The sequence below is a fragment of the Allochromatium tepidum genome, from assembly GCF_018409545.1.
Classification (GTDB): domain Bacteria; phylum Pseudomonadota; class Gammaproteobacteria; order Chromatiales; family Chromatiaceae; genus Thermochromatium; species Thermochromatium tepidum_A.
This window is the reverse complement of the sequence record NZ_AP024563.1, coordinates 2509421-2525934: the sequence shown is the minus strand read 5'-3', so window position 1 is coordinate 2525934 and position 16514 is coordinate 2509421. Positions and strand designations below refer to the sequence as shown.

Genomic DNA, 16514 nt, shown 5'->3' with positions numbered 1-16514 from the left:
CAGGACGCGCTACATCATGCAGCGCGGTGCGCTCCTAGCCGAGTGAGTCCCAGAAACGCTCGATGGCCGCGATGGTCTCGGCGGGCTTCTCCCACTGCGGCATCCCGTTGGTCGGTGTCAGACGCTCGGCGCGCCAGTTGGACTGACGGCCGAGGAAATCCGGCAACTCCTGGAAGTCGATGTTGGGATCCTTATCGTAGAGCGCCAGCACCGGCTGGGTCACACGGGGGTAGAGGCTGTCGCAGGCACGCGGCGTGAAGAGCAGCCCGGACAGGAAGTAGAGCGGAGCGATCTTGGCCCCCGGCTGATGCGTGGTGGCGTAGGCGTAGTCGATCAGCTCGGGCGGGGTCGAGCCGGCGAAGACCTGATTGTAGAAATACTTGATGCTGGCGCGGGTGGTCAGCAGGCCATAGAGCCCGTCGCTGAGTCCGGGGAGGCTCAGGAATCGATGGGCACGCTCAGCGGCGGCGCCGGTCGGCAGTCCGCGGGTGTTGAAACCGGTCGGCGAGAGCAGCGCCAGCGAGTTCACGCGCTCCGGCGCGTTCGCTGCGGCGATGGCGGCGAACTCACAGCCGAGCGAGTAGGCGATCAGATCGGCCGGTTCCCGGACCACCTCGGCCAGGAACTCGCCGATGACCTTGGCGTAGAGTTCGGGCGAATAGCGTCGTTTGGCGCGCTCGGAGTGTCCGAAGCCGGGCAGATCGAGCGCATAGACCGGACGGCAGGCGCGGAAGTGCTCGAAGAGTGGCTTCATCTCCATCGCACTGGGCGCGGCGTTGATGCTGTGGATCAGCACCAGCGGACGGCCGCCGGCGCTGGTGTCGGCGTAGTAATGGACACGTCCGCCGGCGCTGGTCTGGAGATCGTGGCGCGGGGCGTCGACGGCGGCGGGCAGCGGCCGGCCGCGCGTCGCGTGCTTGTCTGGAGGGTTGATCGCGGAGTCCATCGGCTCAATACCTTTGCTCAATCAATCGCGAGATCGCTCGGGGTGGGCGGCATCCACGGGCTAACCGTCTGGAATCTGCCGGCACATCGAGCCGGAAGGACCGAAACGGTCGCGCGTCACTGTCAAATGAGTTGGACGATGCCTTGTCAATCGAAGTTTACAGCGGTCTGGGTCGCTTGTCTGGTACTGGTCGGATGTTTCGGCGGTGTCATGCACGAGGCTCCGGGTCATATCGCCGCGTCGCGACCGAGCCGGCCGCTTGCGGCGGGCGTGACTCCAGGCGTGCGAATCGAATGGGGTCGGGCCGAGTCGGCGACCGGCTGCACCCTGGACTATGCCTGGTATCGTCCGGCCTCGGCCACGCCGGGCGAGCTGGTGGTCCTGGCACACGGCTTTCTGCGCGACAAGGCACGGCTCGCCGGCTTGGCGCGTGCGTTGGCCGAGACCGGGATCTCGGTGGTGACGGTCGATTTCTGCAACACCCGACCCTGGCGCGGCAATCATGCGCGCAACGGTTTCGACCTGATCGCGGTCGCCGATCGGCTGGAGGCGCGGCGTCTGGTCTATGCCGGCTTCTCGGCCGGCGGACTGGCGGCGCTGGTGGCGGCGCGCAACGACCCGCGCACGCTCGGCGTGCTGACCCTGGATCTGGTCGATGCGCGGGAGCTGGGGCGTCTCATGGTGCGGGAGTTCGACCGGCCGGTCATCGGGCTGTTCGGTGAACCGGCCTCCTGCAATGCCTACAACAATGGTCTGGCCACGCTGGCGGCGGCGCGACAGGCGCGCATCGAGCGCATCGCCGGGGCCAGTCACTGCGACTTCGAAGCCCCGACCGACCGGCTCTGCCGCGCGCTCTGCGAGCCGGATCGGGAGGGCGCGGAACAGCGCCGCGCCGAGATCCTGGCGCGCTCGGTGACGGCGGTGCGTTCATTGCTGGTCGAGTGAACCCGGATGACCCCCGAGCGGATGGACGGCGCTCAGGGCGTCTGGAACCGCTGCTGACGATGCCGGGCCTGGGCCGAGGCGAACTCGGCCGCGTCGACCCGGCCATCGCCGTTGAGGTCGATCTCACCGAACTCGGGCGCATTGGCCAGACCGCGCATGGCATAACCCTGTTGCGAGCGTTCGGCGATGCGTTGTGCCCGTGCCTGGTAGAACTCGGCCTCGGTCAGGACACCATTGCCGTCCAGATCGAACTCGGCGAACGCCGGGGCCTGCCAACCCATGCCGCCGCCCGGACCCCAGCCGCCGCCCGGCGGTTGCGCCTCGACGAGCGGGACGAGACAGAGGCCAAGCGTGAAGGCGCCCAGCCAACGAACGAGATTGGATCGACTGCTCATATCAACCTCCAGGGTCCGGGCCGACAGGCGGCGTTTGTTGGATAGAACGTTCCGGATCTGAGACAAGTATCGATCATAAAGCCCGTGGAAGGGTGCGGCAACGGTGGAATCAATGGTCATTGATCCGGCGCGCGTCCAGCCCCAAACGACGGGCCGGACGCACCCCGATCAGGCCGACAGGCGCCGATACTTCAACCGATGCGGCTGATCGGCCTCAGTGCCGAGCCGACGATGACGGTCGGCCTCGTAGTCGGCATAGTTGCCCTCGAACCAGACCACCTCCGAGTTGCCTTCGAAGGCCAGGATATGGGTCGCGACACGATCCAGGAACCAGCGATCGTGGCTGATGACCGCCGCGCAGCCGGGAAACACCAGCAACGCCTCTTCGAGCGCACGCAGGGTCTCGACGTCCAGATCGTTGGTCGGTTCGTCCAGGAGCAGCAGATTGCCGCCGCGCTTGAGCACCTTGGCCAGATGCACCCGGTTGCGCTCACCGCCCGACAGATCGCCGATGCGCTTCTGTTGATCCGTGCCCTTGAAGTTGAAGCGCCCGCAATAGGCGCGCGAGGGCATCTCGTAGCGGCCGACCGTGATGATGTCCGACCCGCCCGAGATCTCCTCCCAGATGGTGTTGTTGTCGTCGAGCGCGTCGCGGCTCTGGTCGACATAGGCGATCTCGACCGTCTCACCGATGCGCAACTCACCCGCATCCGGCTGTTCGCGCCCGGTCAGCAGCCGGAACAGCGTGGTCTTGCCCGCGCCGTTGGGACCGATGATGCCGACGATGCCGCCCTTGGGCAGGTTGAACGACAGATTCTCGTAGAGCAGATTGTCGCCATAGGCTTTCTTCAGGCCCACGGCCTCGATGACCAGATCACCGAGACGCGGCCCCGGCGGTATGTAGATCTCGTTGGTCTCGTTGCGGGCCTGGAATTCCTGCGATTGCAGTTCGTCGAAGCGGGCCAGACGCGCCTTGCTCTTGGCCTGACGGCCCTTGGGATTGGTGCGCACCCACTCCAGTTCCTGCTTCATGGCCTTGATACGGGCCTGCTCCTGCTTCTGCTCCAGCTCCAGGCGCTGTTCCTTCTGATCCAGCCAGGACGAATAATTGCCCTCCCAGGGGATGCCGTGACCGCGGTCGAGCTCCAGGATCCAGCCGGCGACGTTGTCTAGGAAGTAGCGGTCGTGGGTGACGGCGACCACGGTACCCGGATACTCGTGCAGGAAGCGCTCCAGCCAAGCCACAGACTCAGCGTCGAGATGGTTGGTCGGTTCGTCCAGGAGCAGCATGTCGGGCTTCGACAGCAGTAGCCGGCACAACGCCACGCGCCGGCGCTCACCACCGGAGAGCTTGTTGACGTCCGCGTCCCAGGGCGGCAGACGCAGGGCATCGGCGGCGACCTCGAGCGTGCGGTCCAGGTTGTGTCCGTCGGTGGCCTCGATCAGATTCTCGAGTTCGGCCTGCTCTTTGGCCAGCGCGTCGAAGTCGGCGTCCGGCTCCGCGTAAGCGGCATAGACGGCGTCGAGCCGCTCCAGCGCGGCCTTGATGTGGCCGAGCGCTTCCTCGACATTACCGCGCACGTCCTTGGTCGGATCGAGCTGCGGCTCCTGGGGCAGATAGCCGACCTTGATGCCGGGCTGCGGGCGCGCCTCGCCCTCGATCTCGGTGTCGATCCCGGCCATGATGCGCAGGAGCGAGGACTTGCCCGAACCGTTGAGACCCAGCACGCCGATCTTGGCGCCGGGGAAGAACGACAGCGAGATGTCGCGCAGAATGACACGTTTGGGCGGCACGACCTTGCCGACCCGGTTCATCGTGTAGATATATTGAGCCATGGATTCCGTATGAATGTGGTAAACGGCGAAGAGAGAACCCTATTATGCCCCAGATCCTGACCAACTCGACCCTGGACGATCTCAGCCCCGTCCATGACCTGGACCGGGATCAGCGCGCCCGCCTGGCCTCAAGCGGTCAGATCGCCGCCGTGCCGGCCGGCAAGCGGATCACAGCCGTCCAGGAGCATCCCTGGATCCTGTATCTGCTCTCGGGGCAGGTCTGTCTCGTTCGGGGCGAGACCAAGGAGCTGATCCAGGCCGGCGGTCGCCGTGCCTTGCAGCCGGTCTTCTCCGAGCACCACCTGCTCGATCAGGCGGTGTTCACGGCCGATTCCGATCTGTTGCGCCTCGATCGTCAGCTCTACGACAGTCTGAGCAACCCGAGGCGTCCGGCCGTGCCCGGCTCGCTCGACGAGCTGGATCTGAGCGATGCCGAGGGCGCCCTGCTCGGCAAGCTCTATCACGCCTATAAAGAGGACAAGCTGGCCCTGCCGACGCTGCCCAAGGTCGCCCGCGCGATCCAGGACGCGATGAAGGATCCCAACATCACCTCGGCGCGCCTGGCGCGCATCGTCCAGGTCGATCCGGCCGTCACGGGCGGGCTGATCCGATTGGCCAACAGCGCCGTCTATCGCGGCGTGAAGACCATCCCGGACGTGCGCAACGCCATCATCCGGCTCGGCATGGAGATCACGCGCTCGGCGGTCATGAGCCTGTCGATGCAGCAGTTGTTCCGCACCAAGTCGCCGATCATGAAACACCGCATGAAGGCGGCCTGGAACCGTAGCGTCCATATCTCGGCCCTGAGCTATGTGATCGCGCGCCACTGTCCGAAATTCAATCCCGAACACGCGATGCTGGCCGGGCTGGTGCACGACGTGGGCGTGATCCCGATCCTCGACTATGTCAGCCGCCACGAGATCCAGGTCGGCGAGGACGAGCTGGAGGCGGCCATCATCAAGCTGCACCGTCTGGTCGGCGAGCTGGTGGTCGGTTACTGGGGGCTGGGGCCTGAGATCACCGAGATCGTGCGCTATTCGGGCGACTGGTATCGCGACGACCGGGAGGCGCCCAATTACTCCGACATCGTGCGGGTCGCGCGGCTCTATCGGCTCAATCAGTCCGAGTCGCGCGGTCCGCTGCCGCGCTACGACGAGGTGCCGGCCTACTACAAGCTCGGGCTGGGCTTCCCGGCCACCGACGGCACGGTCGACGTGATCGCCGAGGCCGGCGAGGAACTGTCGGCCGTCATGGCCATGCTCAAGGGCGACAGGGAACCCTGAGCCGGACGCGCCTTCAGGGGATGACGAGCGTCATGCCGGGCGTCAGCCGGTCCGGGGCGTCGAGCAGAGATCGGTTGGCCTCGAAGATCACGCGCCACTGATCGGCACGCCCATAGAAATGCAGACTGATTGCGGCCAGGTTGTCGCCGGGACGGACCTGATAGAGCGTCCTGTCGGCCGCGCCCCGTCGCTGCAACTCCTCGGTGAGCCGGCTCCGGACCGACTCGCAGTCGCTCAGCCGCTGCTCCAGTTTGGCGTGAGCGGCGCGCAGGGCTTCGAGTGCCTGCATGTTCTCGGCGAGCCGGCGCTCGGCCTCCATCCGTGCCTGATCGGCACTCTTGCGCGCCAGTGCCGATTCACGCAGCTTGCCCTGCATGCCCTGAATCCGGTGCTGGAGTTCTTCGAGAGCGTGCGGGGGTGCTTCGGGTGCGGCCTCGGTCCCGGCCTCTTCGGTCGGCTGTGACCTCGGCGTCTCCGTCTCGAGCTTGGGTTCGGCGCCTTCCGTCGCCGTCACGGGTTCAGGTTCAGGCATGGGCGCCGGCTCCAAGGCCGGTGCCGACCCGATCGGCCCCCCGACCAGAGCGATCAGGAGTATCCAGTGTCCCGGACTCCGCTTCAAGATGGATTCGCGTCCAGATGATCGAGTCGGCATCCGGGAGGCTCCTCGCTCCAAGTCGATGACACAGGCGATCCGGTCAGGGGGCTTCAGGCATCGGACCTCGCTCAGCCGATCGACGGCAGTCCGGCGAGCGCCATGGCGACCTCGTTCTCGGCATAGTCCAGATCCTGGAGCTTGCCGCCCAGATAGTCGGTATAGGCCTGCATGTCGAAGTTGCCGTGACCGCTGAGGTTGAACAGGATGGTCTTGGCCTCGCCGGTCTCGCGGCACTTCTCGGCCTCGTGGATGGCCGCGCGCACCGCGTGGTTGGCCTCGGGCGCCGGGATGATGCCCTCGGCCTTGGCGAACTGGAGACCGGCGGCGAAGCATTCGAGCTGGTTGTAGGAACGCGGGGCGATGAGACCGAGCGCGGCCAGATGGCTGACCTGCGGGGCCATGCCGTGGTAGCGCAGACCGCCGGCATGGAAGCCGGGCGGAACGAAGCTCGATCCCAGGGTGAACATCTTGCACAGCGGCGTGAGATGCGCCGTGTCGCCGAAGTCGTAGGCGAAGCGGCCCTTGGTGAGCGTCGGACAGGCCGATGGCTCGACCGCGATGCATTCGACCGCACGCCCGCCGCGCAGTTGCTCGCCGAGGAAGGGGAAGGCGATGCCGGCGAAGTTGCTGCCGCCGCCGGTGCAGCCGATGACCATGTCGGGATAGGCGTCGGCCATCTCCAGTTGCTTCATCGCCTCCAGACCGATCACGGTCTGGTGCAGGAGCACATGGTTGAGCACGCTGCCGAGGGCGTACTTGGTGTCCTCGCGCTGGGCGGCCAATTCCACCGCCTCGCTGATGGCGATGCCCAGACTGCCGGTGCTGTCCGGATGCTCGGCGAGCACGGCGCGGCCGGACTCGGTGGTGTCGCTGGGGCTGGCGATGCACCGGGCGCCGAAGGCCTCCATGAAGGCGCGCCGATAGGGCTTCTGGTTGTAGCTGACCTTGACCATGTAGACCAGGATCTCGATCCCGAACATGGAGCCGGCGAGCGAGAGCGACGAACCCCACTGCCCGGCGCCGGTCTCGGTGGTGATGCGCTTCACACCCTCGGCCTTGTTGTAGAACGCCTGGGCGATGGCCGAGTTGGCCTTGTGGCTGCCGGCGGGGCTGACGCCCTCGTACTTGTAGAAGATCTTGGCCGGGGTCTGGAGCGCCTGTTCCAGACGGCGCGCGCGATAGAGCGGGGAGGGGCGCCACTGACGCCAGACCTCGCGCACCGGCGCCGGAATCTCGATCTCGCGCTCGGTACTCATCTCCTGCTCGATGACGCCGCGCGGGAAGATGACCTCCAGTTCCTCGGGCGCGATCGGCTGCTGGGTGCCCGGATGCAGCACCGGATCGAGCGGCTTGGGCAGATCGGCGTTGATGTTGTACCAGAAGCGGGGCAGGTGCTGCTCGTCGAGCAGATATTTGACGGTGTCGTTCATGCGATCGTGTCGTCTCAGATGAGTTGCGATGACGGCCGGCGGTCACTGGGCCGCCGGTCAGGGTCGACGATGGCCAGTCTGCCAGGGGCTAGCCTTGTCCGGCGCGCTCCAGCAACCAGTGCGTGAGCAGCGCCACCGGGCGTCCGGTGCCTCCTTTCTCCTTGCCGGTCAACCAGGTGATGCCGGCGATGTCCAGATGCGCCCACCGATACTTCTTGGTGAAGCGCGCGAGGAAGCAGGCGGCGGTGATGGCCCCGCCGTCGCGTCCGCCGACGTTGGCCATGTCGGCGAAGTTGCTGTCGAGCTGGCTCTGATACTCGTCCCACAGCGGCAGGCGCCAGGCGCGATCGCCCGCCGCCTCGCCGGCGGCCAGGAGTTCGGCGGCGAGCCGGTCGTCGGTGGTGAAGAGTCCGGCCGGGTGCTTGCCGAGCGCGACCACGCAGGCGCCGGTCAGGGTCGCCAGGTCGACGACGATCTCGGGGTCGAAGCGCTCGCAGTAGGTCAGCGCATCGCAGAGGATGAGACGGCCCTCGGCGTCGGTGTTGAGGATCTCGATGGTCTGGCCCGAGAGACTGGTGACGATGTCGCCCGGCTTGTTGGCCGCGCCGTCGGGCAGGTTCTCGGAGGCCGGCACCACGCCGATCAGATGGAGGGGCAGTTCCAGCTCGCAGACGGCGCGTAGGGTGCCGATGACCGCCGCGCCGCCGGCCATGTCGTACTTCATCTCGTCCATTTCGGCGGCAGGCTTGAGCGAGATGCCGCCGGCATCGAAGGTCAGGCCCTTGCCGACCAGCACCAGCGGCTTGGTCTCCTTGGCCGCGCCGCGATAGTGCATGACGATCAGCTTGGCCGGCTGACGGCTGCCGCGCGAGACCGAGAGCAGGGCGCCCATGCCCAATTCGGCCATCCGGTCTTCTTCGAGCACCTCGACTTCGAGCCTGGGATACTGGTTGCCGAGTGCGCGCGCCTGCTCGGCCAGATAGCTCGGGGTGCAGATGTTGCCGGGCAGGTTGCCGAGTTCGCGCGCCAGCCGGATGCCCTCGGCCATCGCCTGACCATGACGCGCGGCGCGCTCGGCCTGGGCAGTCTCGGACTTTTTGCCGACCCAGAGGTTCAGGCGCTTGAGCGGCGTCTTGGGCGCGCGCTTGTCGTCCTTGGTGCGGCTGTAGCGATAGACTTTGTCCTCGACCGTCACCACGGCATCGCGCACGCCGGTGTAGAGATCGAGCGTATTCGGCAGGGTCTCCGGGAGGGCCAGGGTCGCCTCACCGGCGCCGCTCTGTTGCAGCAGGGTCGTGGCCGCCGCCAGCGCCTTGCGATAATTGGCGCGGGTGAATTCCTTCTTCTTGCCCAGCCCGATCAGGAGCACGCGCTCGGCGGTCACGCCGGGCAGGTCGTAGAGCATCAGCGTCTGGCCGGCCTCGCCCTCGATGTCGCCCTTCTTGAGCAGTCGGCTCAGATGACCGTCGCCGGCCGCGTCGATCCGCTCGGCCGGTCCCGAGAGCTTGCGCTTCTCGAAGATCCCGAGTACCAGACAGGGGGTCTTGTGGGTGGCGAGATCGCCGGTCTTGATCTTGAACTCCATCGCCTGCTCCTGAAGGTCGGTCGAGATGCGAAAGGCTGAAGTTTACAGAAAATGGCGCCGGTGCGTCCGTCGTGGTATGCAAGACGCCCGTGATCTCAACTCAATCAACCTGGACGCAGTGACATGCGGATTCTGGATCGTTATCTGGCCTGGGCGGTGATGAGCGGCACCCTGCTGACGCTCGGCGGGCTGCTGCCGCTGATGGGCGTCTTCATCCTGTCGGACGAACTCGACGCCATCGGCACCGAGCGCTACGGTCTGACCGAGGCCATGCTGTTCACGTTCCTGAGCCTGCCGCGCTATCTCTATCAACTCTTTCCGATCGCGACCCTGATCGGCGCGCTCATCGGCCTGGGCACACTGGCCAGTCGCTCGGAACTGGTCGCCATGCGCGCCGCCGGGATCTCGGTCGGGCGTCTGGTGCGCGCGGCCCTGCTCGGCGGACTGGTGCTGGCGACCGTCGCCGTGGTGCTCGGCGAGCTGGTCGCGCCCATCGCCGAGCAGCGCGGCGTCGAACTGCGGCGTCTGGCGCTCTCGGGCGAGGCGGCACAACTGACGCCCTATGGCTTCTGGGCCATCGACGACGGGGCCTATGTGAACATCCGCGAGATCCGTTCCGGGACCAGTCTGCGCGACATCGACATCTACCGGGTGGATGCCGCCAAGGGCACGCTGGAGGCGAGTCACGCCGAGGGCGCGCGCTACGAAGATGGACGCTGGGTACTGGAGGGGATCGCCCTGAGCCGTGTCGATGGCGAGGGGGTGAAGGTCGAGCGCATCGAGCACGCCGAGTGGGACTCGATGCTCGATCCGGGTCTGCTCAAGGTGGTGGTGGCCGACCCGCACGCCCTGCCGGTATGGGGACTCTACAAATACATCCGCTTCATGTCGGTCAACAAGCAGGACGCCGGCGCCTACGAGATCGCCTTCTGGGGCAAGGTGCTGCATCCGGTGCTGACGCTGTCGATGATCCTGATCGCCATCCCGCTGCTGCTCGGTTCCTCGCGCAGCACCGGGATGGGCCGGCGGATGCTGGCCGGTATCCTGATCGGTCTGGTCTACTATCTGGTCAGCCGCACCTTCGCCTATCTGGCGCTCCTGTTCGGGATGAACGCCTTTCTGGCCGCCATCGCCCCGCCCGTGCTCTTCATCGGCGCGGCCATGCTCCTGCTCAGGCGGGTGGGCTGACCCTGGGCGCGCCGTGCGCACCCCAGGGCAGGCGGACTCAGGCGCTCTTCGGCAGCAGCACGACGCGGGTGTTCGAGCGGCTGTCGTGCCAGGCCAGACCCTGACGGTTGAACAGACTCCACCACAGACCCAGACCCGCCGGGATCAGGCTCAGGATCGACCAGACGAAGCGCTTGACGGCGGCATTGAAACCGACCGCCTGGCCATCCTGAGCGATGACCTGGAGGCGCCAGGCCTTCATGCCGAGCGTCTGGCCGCCGTGGGTCCAGAAATAGACATAGAAGGCGCCGATCACGCCGAGCAGATAGAGTCGCATCAGGGTCAGAGGGACGAAGCTCTCATAGACCGGATGGCCGTTGATCACCTCGTAGGGAATGACGACGATGGCGTTGGCGACCATCAGCACCGCCACCAGCAGCAGCGCATCGTAGAAGAACGCGCCGAGGCGGCGCAGGATGGAGGGTTTCTGGGCTTGCGAGAGGTCGAATGACATGGTCTTCAGTGTGGGTCCACAGGGTTGGAGTGAATTGGCCTCGGACGAGGCCGCCAGGGCTGATCGAACCGCCTTCGGAACGAGCACGGCGCCGCGCGTGAGCCAGGATGCCTCCGAGCCGACGCACGCCGTCACCGGCGCGATTCAAAGATGAGTATTAAACCATTTCTCTTCAGTCTTTTGCGACGGGTACCCATGCCCTGGATCGCGATCGTCGTCGGTCTGGCCACGGGCATTGCCGTCTGGACCGTGCTCGATCAGATCCAGAGTCGGCAGGTCGACAAGATCTTCGACCAGGAACTCCAGGTCCAGCTCGACTTGCGCGCACGCGAGAGCCTGATCCGCTTCGACCGCTATATCGCCGGCTATGCGGCCACCACGCGCCTGCTGGCCAACTACCGCACGCTGTCGGAATATCTCGAACCCCTGTTCTGGTCCGACGACGAGGGCGTCGAGCCGGTCGTCTACAAGGACTTCCGTCCGCAGTGGCTGCCGGACTTCTTCGAGCGCGACGCACTCGCGCCGCCCAGTCATGTACTCCTGACCGACCTGCATGGCCGGGTGCGCGAGGTCTTCCAGGCCGGATCGCAAGCCGTACCGTCCGAGATCGCCGCCCAGGTGCCGACCCAGTGGCTCGACCGGCACGACATCCGTACCGTCATCGATCGTCTCGACGAGCGGCTCTATCTGATCGCCAGTGATGCGGCCGAGGATGCGGGCGGCTATCACATGGGCTATCTGGTGGTGCTCGTCCCGATCGACGCGACCTTCCTGGCTGCCTCGCAACGCGGCATCGATGTCGGACGAGCCTCGGTGGCCCTGGTCGACAGTGATGATCAGCGTCTGCTCGCCAGTCTCGACCCCGGCCTCATTCCCGTCGACTCGCTACTGAGCGACTGGAGCGAGACCCATGTCATCACCTCGCAGGCGCTGCCTGAGTACGAGGGTTCGGATTCGAACCTGATGTTTGCCACCCTGGTGCCGCAGTCGCGCGTCGAGCGGATGTCGCGTCATGTGCGCATCTTCGAACGTCGCCAGCGTTTCTATGCCGCCGCCGTGTTCGTGATCGTGTTCACGGGGCTGATCTATCTGGTCTCGGCGCGCCTTAACAAGGTGCTCAAGCGCATGACCCGCTTCTCGCAACGCGCGCTCGGCATCCCCGAGCCGGGCTTCCAGCGCGCCGGCAATCAGCTGGTGCTGCTGGAGGACTGGATCCGGCACTTCACCCAACTGGTGCTCAAGGCGCGCGAGGAGATGAGCCGGCGCCATCAGGCGGCGATGCGCGAGAGCGAGGCGCTCAAGGCGGCGATGATGGAGGCCTCGCTCGATGCCATCGTCACCCTGGACCACAGCGGACGGGTGATCGAATACAACCCGGCCGCCGAGCGGCTGTTCGACGTGGGGCGGCCCTTCGCGCTCGGTGCCGTCTTCAGCGAGCGTTTCCTGCCGGATCTGGCCCGTCCCGCCTTCAAGCGCCTGCTCGACCGCTCGCGCCATCGTCATCGCGAGCCGCTCGGGCGCGGTGAGCTGATCGCGCTGCGCGCCGACGGCGCCGAAATCCCGGTCGAGATCTCGATCGCGCCCATTGAGCGGGTCGGCGAGCGTTTCTTCACCCTCTACATCCACGACATCAGCAGCCGCAAGCAGGCCGAGCAGGAGATCAAGAGTCTGGCGCGCTTCGCCGGCGAGAGTCCGCATCCGATCCTGCGCGTCACCGCCGCCGGACTGATCGTCTATGCCAACAACGCCAGCCGTCCGCTGTTGCGTGCCTGGAACGCCGATCCGGGCGAGCCGCTGCCCGAGGACTGGGGCGCGGCGGTCGCCGCCGCCCTGGAGACCGCGCAGCCGCTGGAACGTGAACTGGAGGTCGGCGGACAGGTCTATTCGCTGCTGCTGGCGCCGATCCGCGATCTCGGGTACGTCAATCTCTATGCGCGCGACATCACGGCCGTGCGCCGCGCCGAGCAGGAGTCGCGTCAGCATCAGGCCGAACTGGTGCATGTCTGCCGCCTGAGCACCATGGGTGAGGTGGCCACCGGCATGGCGCACGAGCTCAACCAGCCGCTCTCGGCCATCGTCAACTATGCCAACGGCTGTGTGCGACGGTTGCAGGCAGGTCAGGGGCAGCCCGAGGAACTGGTCGGGGCCATGAACCAGATCACCGCCCAGGCCAAGCGCGCCAGCGAGATCATCAAGCGGTTGCGCGCCCTGGTCGGCAAGCAGCCGCCGGCGCGCGCCGGGGCCGATCTTAATCATCTGGTGCGCGAGGTCTGCTCCTTCCTGGAGTTTGAGACCAGCCGGGTCGGGGTGGCGATCGAGCTGGAGCTGAGCGGCGAGGCGATCCCGGTCTGTGTCGATCTGGTCCAGGTCGAACAGGTGCTGCTCAATCTGGTCGGCAACGCGCTCGATGCGCTGGAAGAGCGGCCGGAATCGGAGCGTCGGCTCCGGATCCGTACTGAGATGGAAGACGACTGGGCGCATGTCGCCGTCGCCGACAGCGGGCCTGGGATCGAACCCGAGCACCTGAAGCGTCTCTTCGACCCCTTCGTCACCACCAAGGAGGGCGGCATGGGGATGGGGCTGGCCATCAGCCAGACCATCGTCGAGAATCACGAGGGACGTATCTGGGCCGAGTCCGTGCTTGGGCAGGGCTCGACCTTTCATCTGCGCCTGCCGCTCGCGCCGCCCGTCCAGGACGACGCCGGCGTGCGGGCGAACGTGCTGGAACCCATCGATTGAACATGACTGCCGAAGCCAACGCCACTGTATTCATCGTCGACGACGACCAGGCCATGCGCACCTCGCTGCAATGGCTGATCGAATCGACCGGGATGTCGGTCAAGACCTATGACTCGGCCGATGCCTTCCTGGCCGACTATTATCCCGGCCGCGCCGGTTGTCTGCTGCTGGACGTGCGTATGCCCGGCATGAGCGGTCTGGAGCTGCAAGCCTATCTGGCGCGCGAGGGGTTCCGGATCCCGGTCATCCTCATCACGGGCCATGGTGACGTGGCCATGGCGGTGCGCGCCATGAAGGCCGGAGCCATGGACTTCATCGAAAAGCCCTTCCATGACGAGGATCTGTTGCGCAGCCTCCGCAACGCGCTGGACCATGATCAGAAGACACGCGCCAATCGCCTGGCGCGGGCCGACATCGCCAGACGTCTGGCCGAGCTGACGCCGCGCGAGCACGAGGTCATGGCCATGGTCACGGACGGCAAGTCGAACAAGGAGATCGCCGCCGCGCTCGGGGTGAGCGCCAAGACGGTCGAGGCGCATCGCGCGCGGGTGATGGAGAAGATGCGCGCCGAGTCGCTGGCCGATCTGGTGCGTATGGCGCTGATCGCGGCGCCGGAGGCGTTGGGTTGAGGTTCGGGCGCGATTTGAAGCGCGTTATGCAGGGTCGTTGGCCGGCGGACTGGAGCGCACGAGTCGCGTCTCCGGCAGATAGTCCTGGAACAGTCGATCGTAGGTGAGGATTTGCATGCCTTCGCACTGAGCCTGAGCGATCAGCAGGCGGTTCATCCCCGCGAGCGCGGGGAACGTGTACTGACGGCCACGCCCAATTTCTGCACGACCGGTTCATCCCCGCGAGCGCGGGGAACGTACGAACCCCACGCGATCCCGAACCGGATCGGGCGGTTCATCCCCGCGAGCGCGGGGAACGTGGCGACGGCGGCTTGCCGGCCAGGAGCGCTGCCGGTTCATCCCCGCGAGCGCGGGGAACGTGCAACGGCACTGGTCGCGAATCTCAATGCAACCGGTTCATCCCCGCGAGCGCGGGGAACGTCGCATGGGATCGGTTGGCCGCGCAAGATTGGCCGGTTCATCCCCGCGAGCGCGGGGAACGTGGCATCGATCTCAGCGAGGCGGGCCAGCAGGGCGGTTCATCCCCGCGAGCGCGGGGAACGTCTATTGCGCCGACCGAGGAAAAGGTCGCTATTCGGTTCATCCCCGCGAGCGCGGGGAACGTGAAACCGATCTCGTCGAGACGGTGATGGCGGTCGGTTCATCCCCGCGAGCGCGGGGAACGTTACAGATGGAGGCCGAAATGGAACCGGATGAACGGTTCATCCCCGCGAGCGCGGGGAACGTAAAATCGGCGTGTTGCCTGCGGCACGCCGGAGCGGTTCATCCCCGCGAGCGCGGGGAACGTCAATAACTGATCCAGTCGGGGTCGCTCTCGGCCGGTTCATCCCCGCGAGCGCGGGGAACGTAAGGCTGTGCGCACCGAAAATGAGGTCGAAACCGGTTCATCCCCGCGAGCGCGGGGAACGTGTCACCGACGCGAGCACATAGCCGTGTGCGTGCGGTTCATCCCCGCGAGCGCGGGGAACGTCGCGGTGATCTGTTTTGCCATCACGCAATCGGCGGTTCATCCCCGCGAGCGCGGGGAACGTCAGTGCCGCGCGCGCCTGAAACCGGGAGACGACGGTTCATCCCCGCGAGCGCGGGGAACGTCCTTCGCGGAAATGCTTCGCTTTACCCCATGCCGGTTCATCCCCGCGAGCGCGGGGAACGTCCCAGGTACGATGAGTTTGTTCGTTTCTACGCCGGTTCATCCCCGCGAGCGCGGGGAACGTGCAGACGATTTCGAGCCGCTTGTCCTCGCGAGCGGTTCATCCCCGCGAGCGCGGGGAACGTAACCAGCAACCCATTCAGTGCAACATCGGCGGCGGTTCATCCCCGCGAGCGCGGGGAACGTGCTTTATTTACGTCCGTCCGGGCATGATGGGTCGGTTCATCCCCGCGAGCGCGGGGAACGTTAGCTACCACAGTTTTTGCATTTCATCGGTTTCGGTTCATCCCCGCGAGCGCGGGGAACGTGTCTGCATGGCCTTGGGTGCCTGCTTGGCGGGCGGTTCATCCCCGCGAGCGCGGGGAACGTGAACGCGCCCTCACTGACCACAAACGGTAGGTCGGTTCATCCCCGCGAGCGCGGGGAACGTGGTACTTGCCGAAGTGCGCGCAGATCGGATCGCGGTTCATCCCCGCGAGCGCGGGGAACGTACGGTTCGTCCAGGCAGAAAAAGTCCTCAGCACGGTTCATCCCCGCGAGCGCGGGGAACGTGAACGATCGCGATCTCGACCGGCGAGATGTCGCGGTTCATCCCCGCGAGCGCGGGGAACGTATCCGTCCAGATCCGGCGCATGGTCTCGGGATCGGTTCATCCCCGCGAGCGCGGGGAACGTTATACTGTCAACAGAGCAACCTGTAAGCAATCCGGTTCATCCCCGCGAGCGCGGGGAACGTGCTGCCGTGGTCAGCAGCGCGACCAGATCGGGCGGTTCATCCCCGCGAGCGCGGGGAACGTGCGACATGCGCCGGCGGAGACGACAGCCGGGCCGGTTCATCCCCGCGAGCGCGGGGAACGTATCGCCGGTAACGGCCAGTCGAGCGCCAGCAGCGGTTCATCCCCGCGAGCGCGGGGAACGTTGCAATCGCCCTATGTGACGGACGCCGAAAAGCGGTTCATCCCCGCGAGCGCGGGGAACGTGACGTCGTCCATGCTGGCCAGCCACGCCATGCCGGTTCATCCCCGCGAGCGCGGGGAACGTGAAATGAGCCAGAACAGCACAACTGGCGGTTGCTGGTTCATCCCCGCGAGCGCGGGGAACGTACCATCGAGGACGTCAAGATCCTCGGTCTCGACGGTTCATCCCCGCGAGCGCGGGGAACGTTTCCTGTCTGGGCTTTCGGCGGCTCGCGCGTGCGGTTCATCCCCGCGAGCGCGGGGAACGTGCCTTTCTCTTGGGGG

Annotated in this window: 12 protein-coding genes and 1 CRISPR repeat array (1 of these 13 cut by a window edge); of the genes, 5 read left to right on the top strand and 7 right to left on the bottom strand. The window is 66.3% G+C overall.

The annotated features are described in order from the left end of the window. Positions 1–34: 34 nt before the first annotated feature. On the bottom strand, positions 35–946 hold the full coding sequence (locus Atep_RS12155) for an alpha/beta fold hydrolase (RefSeq protein ID WP_213378765.1): 912 nt from the start codon (positions 944–946) through the stop codon (positions 35–37). Between the two features lie 210 nt (positions 947–1156). Here Atep_RS12155 and Atep_RS12150 point away from each other — a divergent pair, with 210 nt between their 5' ends. After that, positions 1157–1891 (top strand): alpha/beta hydrolase family protein, encoded by a 735-nt coding sequence (locus Atep_RS12150; RefSeq protein WP_236786189.1) that lies wholly within the window; start codon positions 1157–1159, stop codon positions 1889–1891. 32 nt (positions 1892–1923) lie between these two features. On the opposite strand, the gene Atep_RS12145 is transcribed toward Atep_RS12150, so the two are convergent. Then, positions 1924–2286: an EF-hand domain-containing protein gene (locus Atep_RS12145; protein WP_236786187.1), complete on the bottom strand. Its 363-nt coding sequence runs from the start codon at positions 2284–2286 to the stop codon at positions 1924–1926. A gap of 168 nt (positions 2287–2454) precedes the next feature. Next, positions 2455–4122 carry an energy-dependent translational throttle protein EttA gene (gene ettA, locus Atep_RS12140; protein ID WP_213378762.1) on the bottom strand — a complete coding sequence of 556 codons (1668 nt, stop codon included), beginning with the start codon at positions 4120–4122 and terminating at the stop codon, positions 2455–2457. Positions 4123–4166: 44 nt separating this feature from the next. Here ettA and Atep_RS12135 point away from each other — a divergent pair, with 44 nt between their 5' ends. Next, positions 4167–5405 carry an HDOD domain-containing protein gene (locus Atep_RS12135; RefSeq protein ID WP_213378761.1) on the top strand — a complete coding sequence of 413 codons (1239 nt, stop codon included), beginning with the start codon at positions 4167–4169 and terminating at the stop codon, positions 5403–5405. Positions 5406–5418: 13 nt separating this feature from the next. On the opposite strand, the gene Atep_RS12130 is transcribed toward Atep_RS12135, so the two are convergent. The 3 genes from Atep_RS12130 to Atep_RS12120 all read right to left on the bottom strand — a co-directional run bounded on the left by Atep_RS12130 (position 5419) and on the right by Atep_RS12120 (position 9075). After that, positions 5419–5937: a LysM peptidoglycan-binding domain-containing protein gene (locus Atep_RS12130; protein ID WP_213378760.1), complete on the bottom strand. Its 519-nt coding sequence runs from the start codon at positions 5935–5937 to the stop codon at positions 5419–5421. 191 nt (positions 5938–6128) lie between these two features. Then, positions 6129–7490: a TrpB-like pyridoxal phosphate-dependent enzyme gene (locus tag Atep_RS12125; protein WP_213378759.1), complete on the bottom strand. Its 1362-nt coding sequence runs from the start codon at positions 7488–7490 to the stop codon at positions 6129–6131. 88 nt (positions 7491–7578) lie between these two features. Beyond that, positions 7579–9075, bottom strand: a complete 1497-nt coding sequence (locus Atep_RS12120) for a leucyl aminopeptidase (protein WP_213378758.1) — start codon at positions 9073–9075, stop codon at positions 7579–7581. Positions 9076–9198: 123 nt separating this feature from the next. Between Atep_RS12120 and lptG the strand changes: the two genes are divergently transcribed. Then, positions 9199–10263 (top strand): LPS export ABC transporter permease LptG, encoded by a 1065-nt coding sequence (lptG, locus tag Atep_RS12115; RefSeq protein WP_213378757.1) that lies wholly within the window; start codon positions 9199–9201, stop codon positions 10261–10263. A 37-nt stretch (positions 10264–10300) separates the two neighbouring features. Here the strand turns inward: lptG and Atep_RS12110 are convergent, their stop codons facing one another. Continuing rightward, positions 10301–10756: an RDD family protein gene (locus Atep_RS12110; RefSeq protein ID WP_213378756.1), complete on the bottom strand. Its 456-nt coding sequence runs from the start codon at positions 10754–10756 to the stop codon at positions 10301–10303. A gap of 195 nt (positions 10757–10951) precedes the next feature. On the opposite strand from Atep_RS12110, the gene Atep_RS12105 reads away from it, so the two are divergent. Both Atep_RS12105 and Atep_RS12100 read left to right on the top strand, forming a co-directional pair. Further along, positions 10952–13495, top strand: a complete 2544-nt coding sequence (locus Atep_RS12105) for a PAS domain-containing sensor histidine kinase (RefSeq protein ID WP_213378755.1) — start codon at positions 10952–10954, stop codon at positions 13493–13495. Between the two features lie 2 nt (positions 13496–13497). Further along, the gene (locus tag Atep_RS12100) at positions 13498–14124 is read left to right on the top strand and encodes a response regulator transcription factor (protein WP_213378754.1); all 627 of its coding nucleotides are present in this window, start codon (positions 13498–13500) and stop codon (positions 14122–14124) included. 148 nt (positions 14125–14272) lie between these two features. Then, positions 14273–16514: a CRISPR direct-repeat array (repeat unit 29 nt; unit sequence CGGTTCATCCCCGCGAGCGCGGGGAACGT); it runs 4926 nt beyond the window's last position.

Bases quoted from the DNA above. Each gene is read 5' to 3' on its own strand.
- Atep_RS12150 (WP_236786189.1), top strand. From the start codon at position 1,157: ATGCACGAGGCTCCGGGTCATATCGCCGCGTCGCGACCGAGCCGGCCG.
- Atep_RS12135 (WP_213378761.1), top strand. From the start codon at position 4,167: ATGCCCCAGATCCTGACCAACTCGACCCTGGACGATCTCAGCCCCGTC.
- Atep_RS12125 (WP_213378759.1), bottom strand. From the start codon at position 7,490: ATGAACGACACCGTCAAATATCTGCTCGACGAGCAGCACCTGCCCCGC.
- Atep_RS12110 (WP_213378756.1), bottom strand. From the start codon at position 10,756: ATGTCATTCGACCTCTCGCAAGCCCAGAAACCCTCCATCCTGCGCCGC.
- Atep_RS12130 (WP_213378760.1), bottom strand. From the start codon at position 5,937: ATGCCTGAACCTGAACCCGTGACGGCGACGGAAGGCGCCGAACCCAAG.
- Atep_RS12155 (WP_213378765.1), bottom strand. From the start codon at position 946: ATGGACTCCGCGATCAACCCTCCAGACAAGCACGCGACGCGCGGCCGG.
- Atep_RS12145 (WP_236786187.1), bottom strand. From the start codon at position 2,286: ATGAGCAGTCGATCCAATCTCGTTCGTTGGCTGGGCGCCTTCACGCTT.
- lptG (WP_213378757.1), top strand. From the start codon at position 9,199: ATGCGGATTCTGGATCGTTATCTGGCCTGGGCGGTGATGAGCGGCACC.
- ettA (WP_213378762.1), bottom strand. From the start codon at position 4,122: ATGGCTCAATATATCTACACGATGAACCGGGTCGGCAAGGTCGTGCCG.
- Atep_RS12100 (WP_213378754.1), top strand. From the start codon at position 13,498: ATGACTGCCGAAGCCAACGCCACTGTATTCATCGTCGACGACGACCAG.
- Atep_RS12120 (WP_213378758.1), bottom strand. From the start codon at position 9,075: ATGGAGTTCAAGATCAAGACCGGCGATCTCGCCACCCACAAGACCCCC.
- Atep_RS12105 (WP_213378755.1), top strand. From the start codon at position 10,952: ATGCCCTGGATCGCGATCGTCGTCGGTCTGGCCACGGGCATTGCCGTC.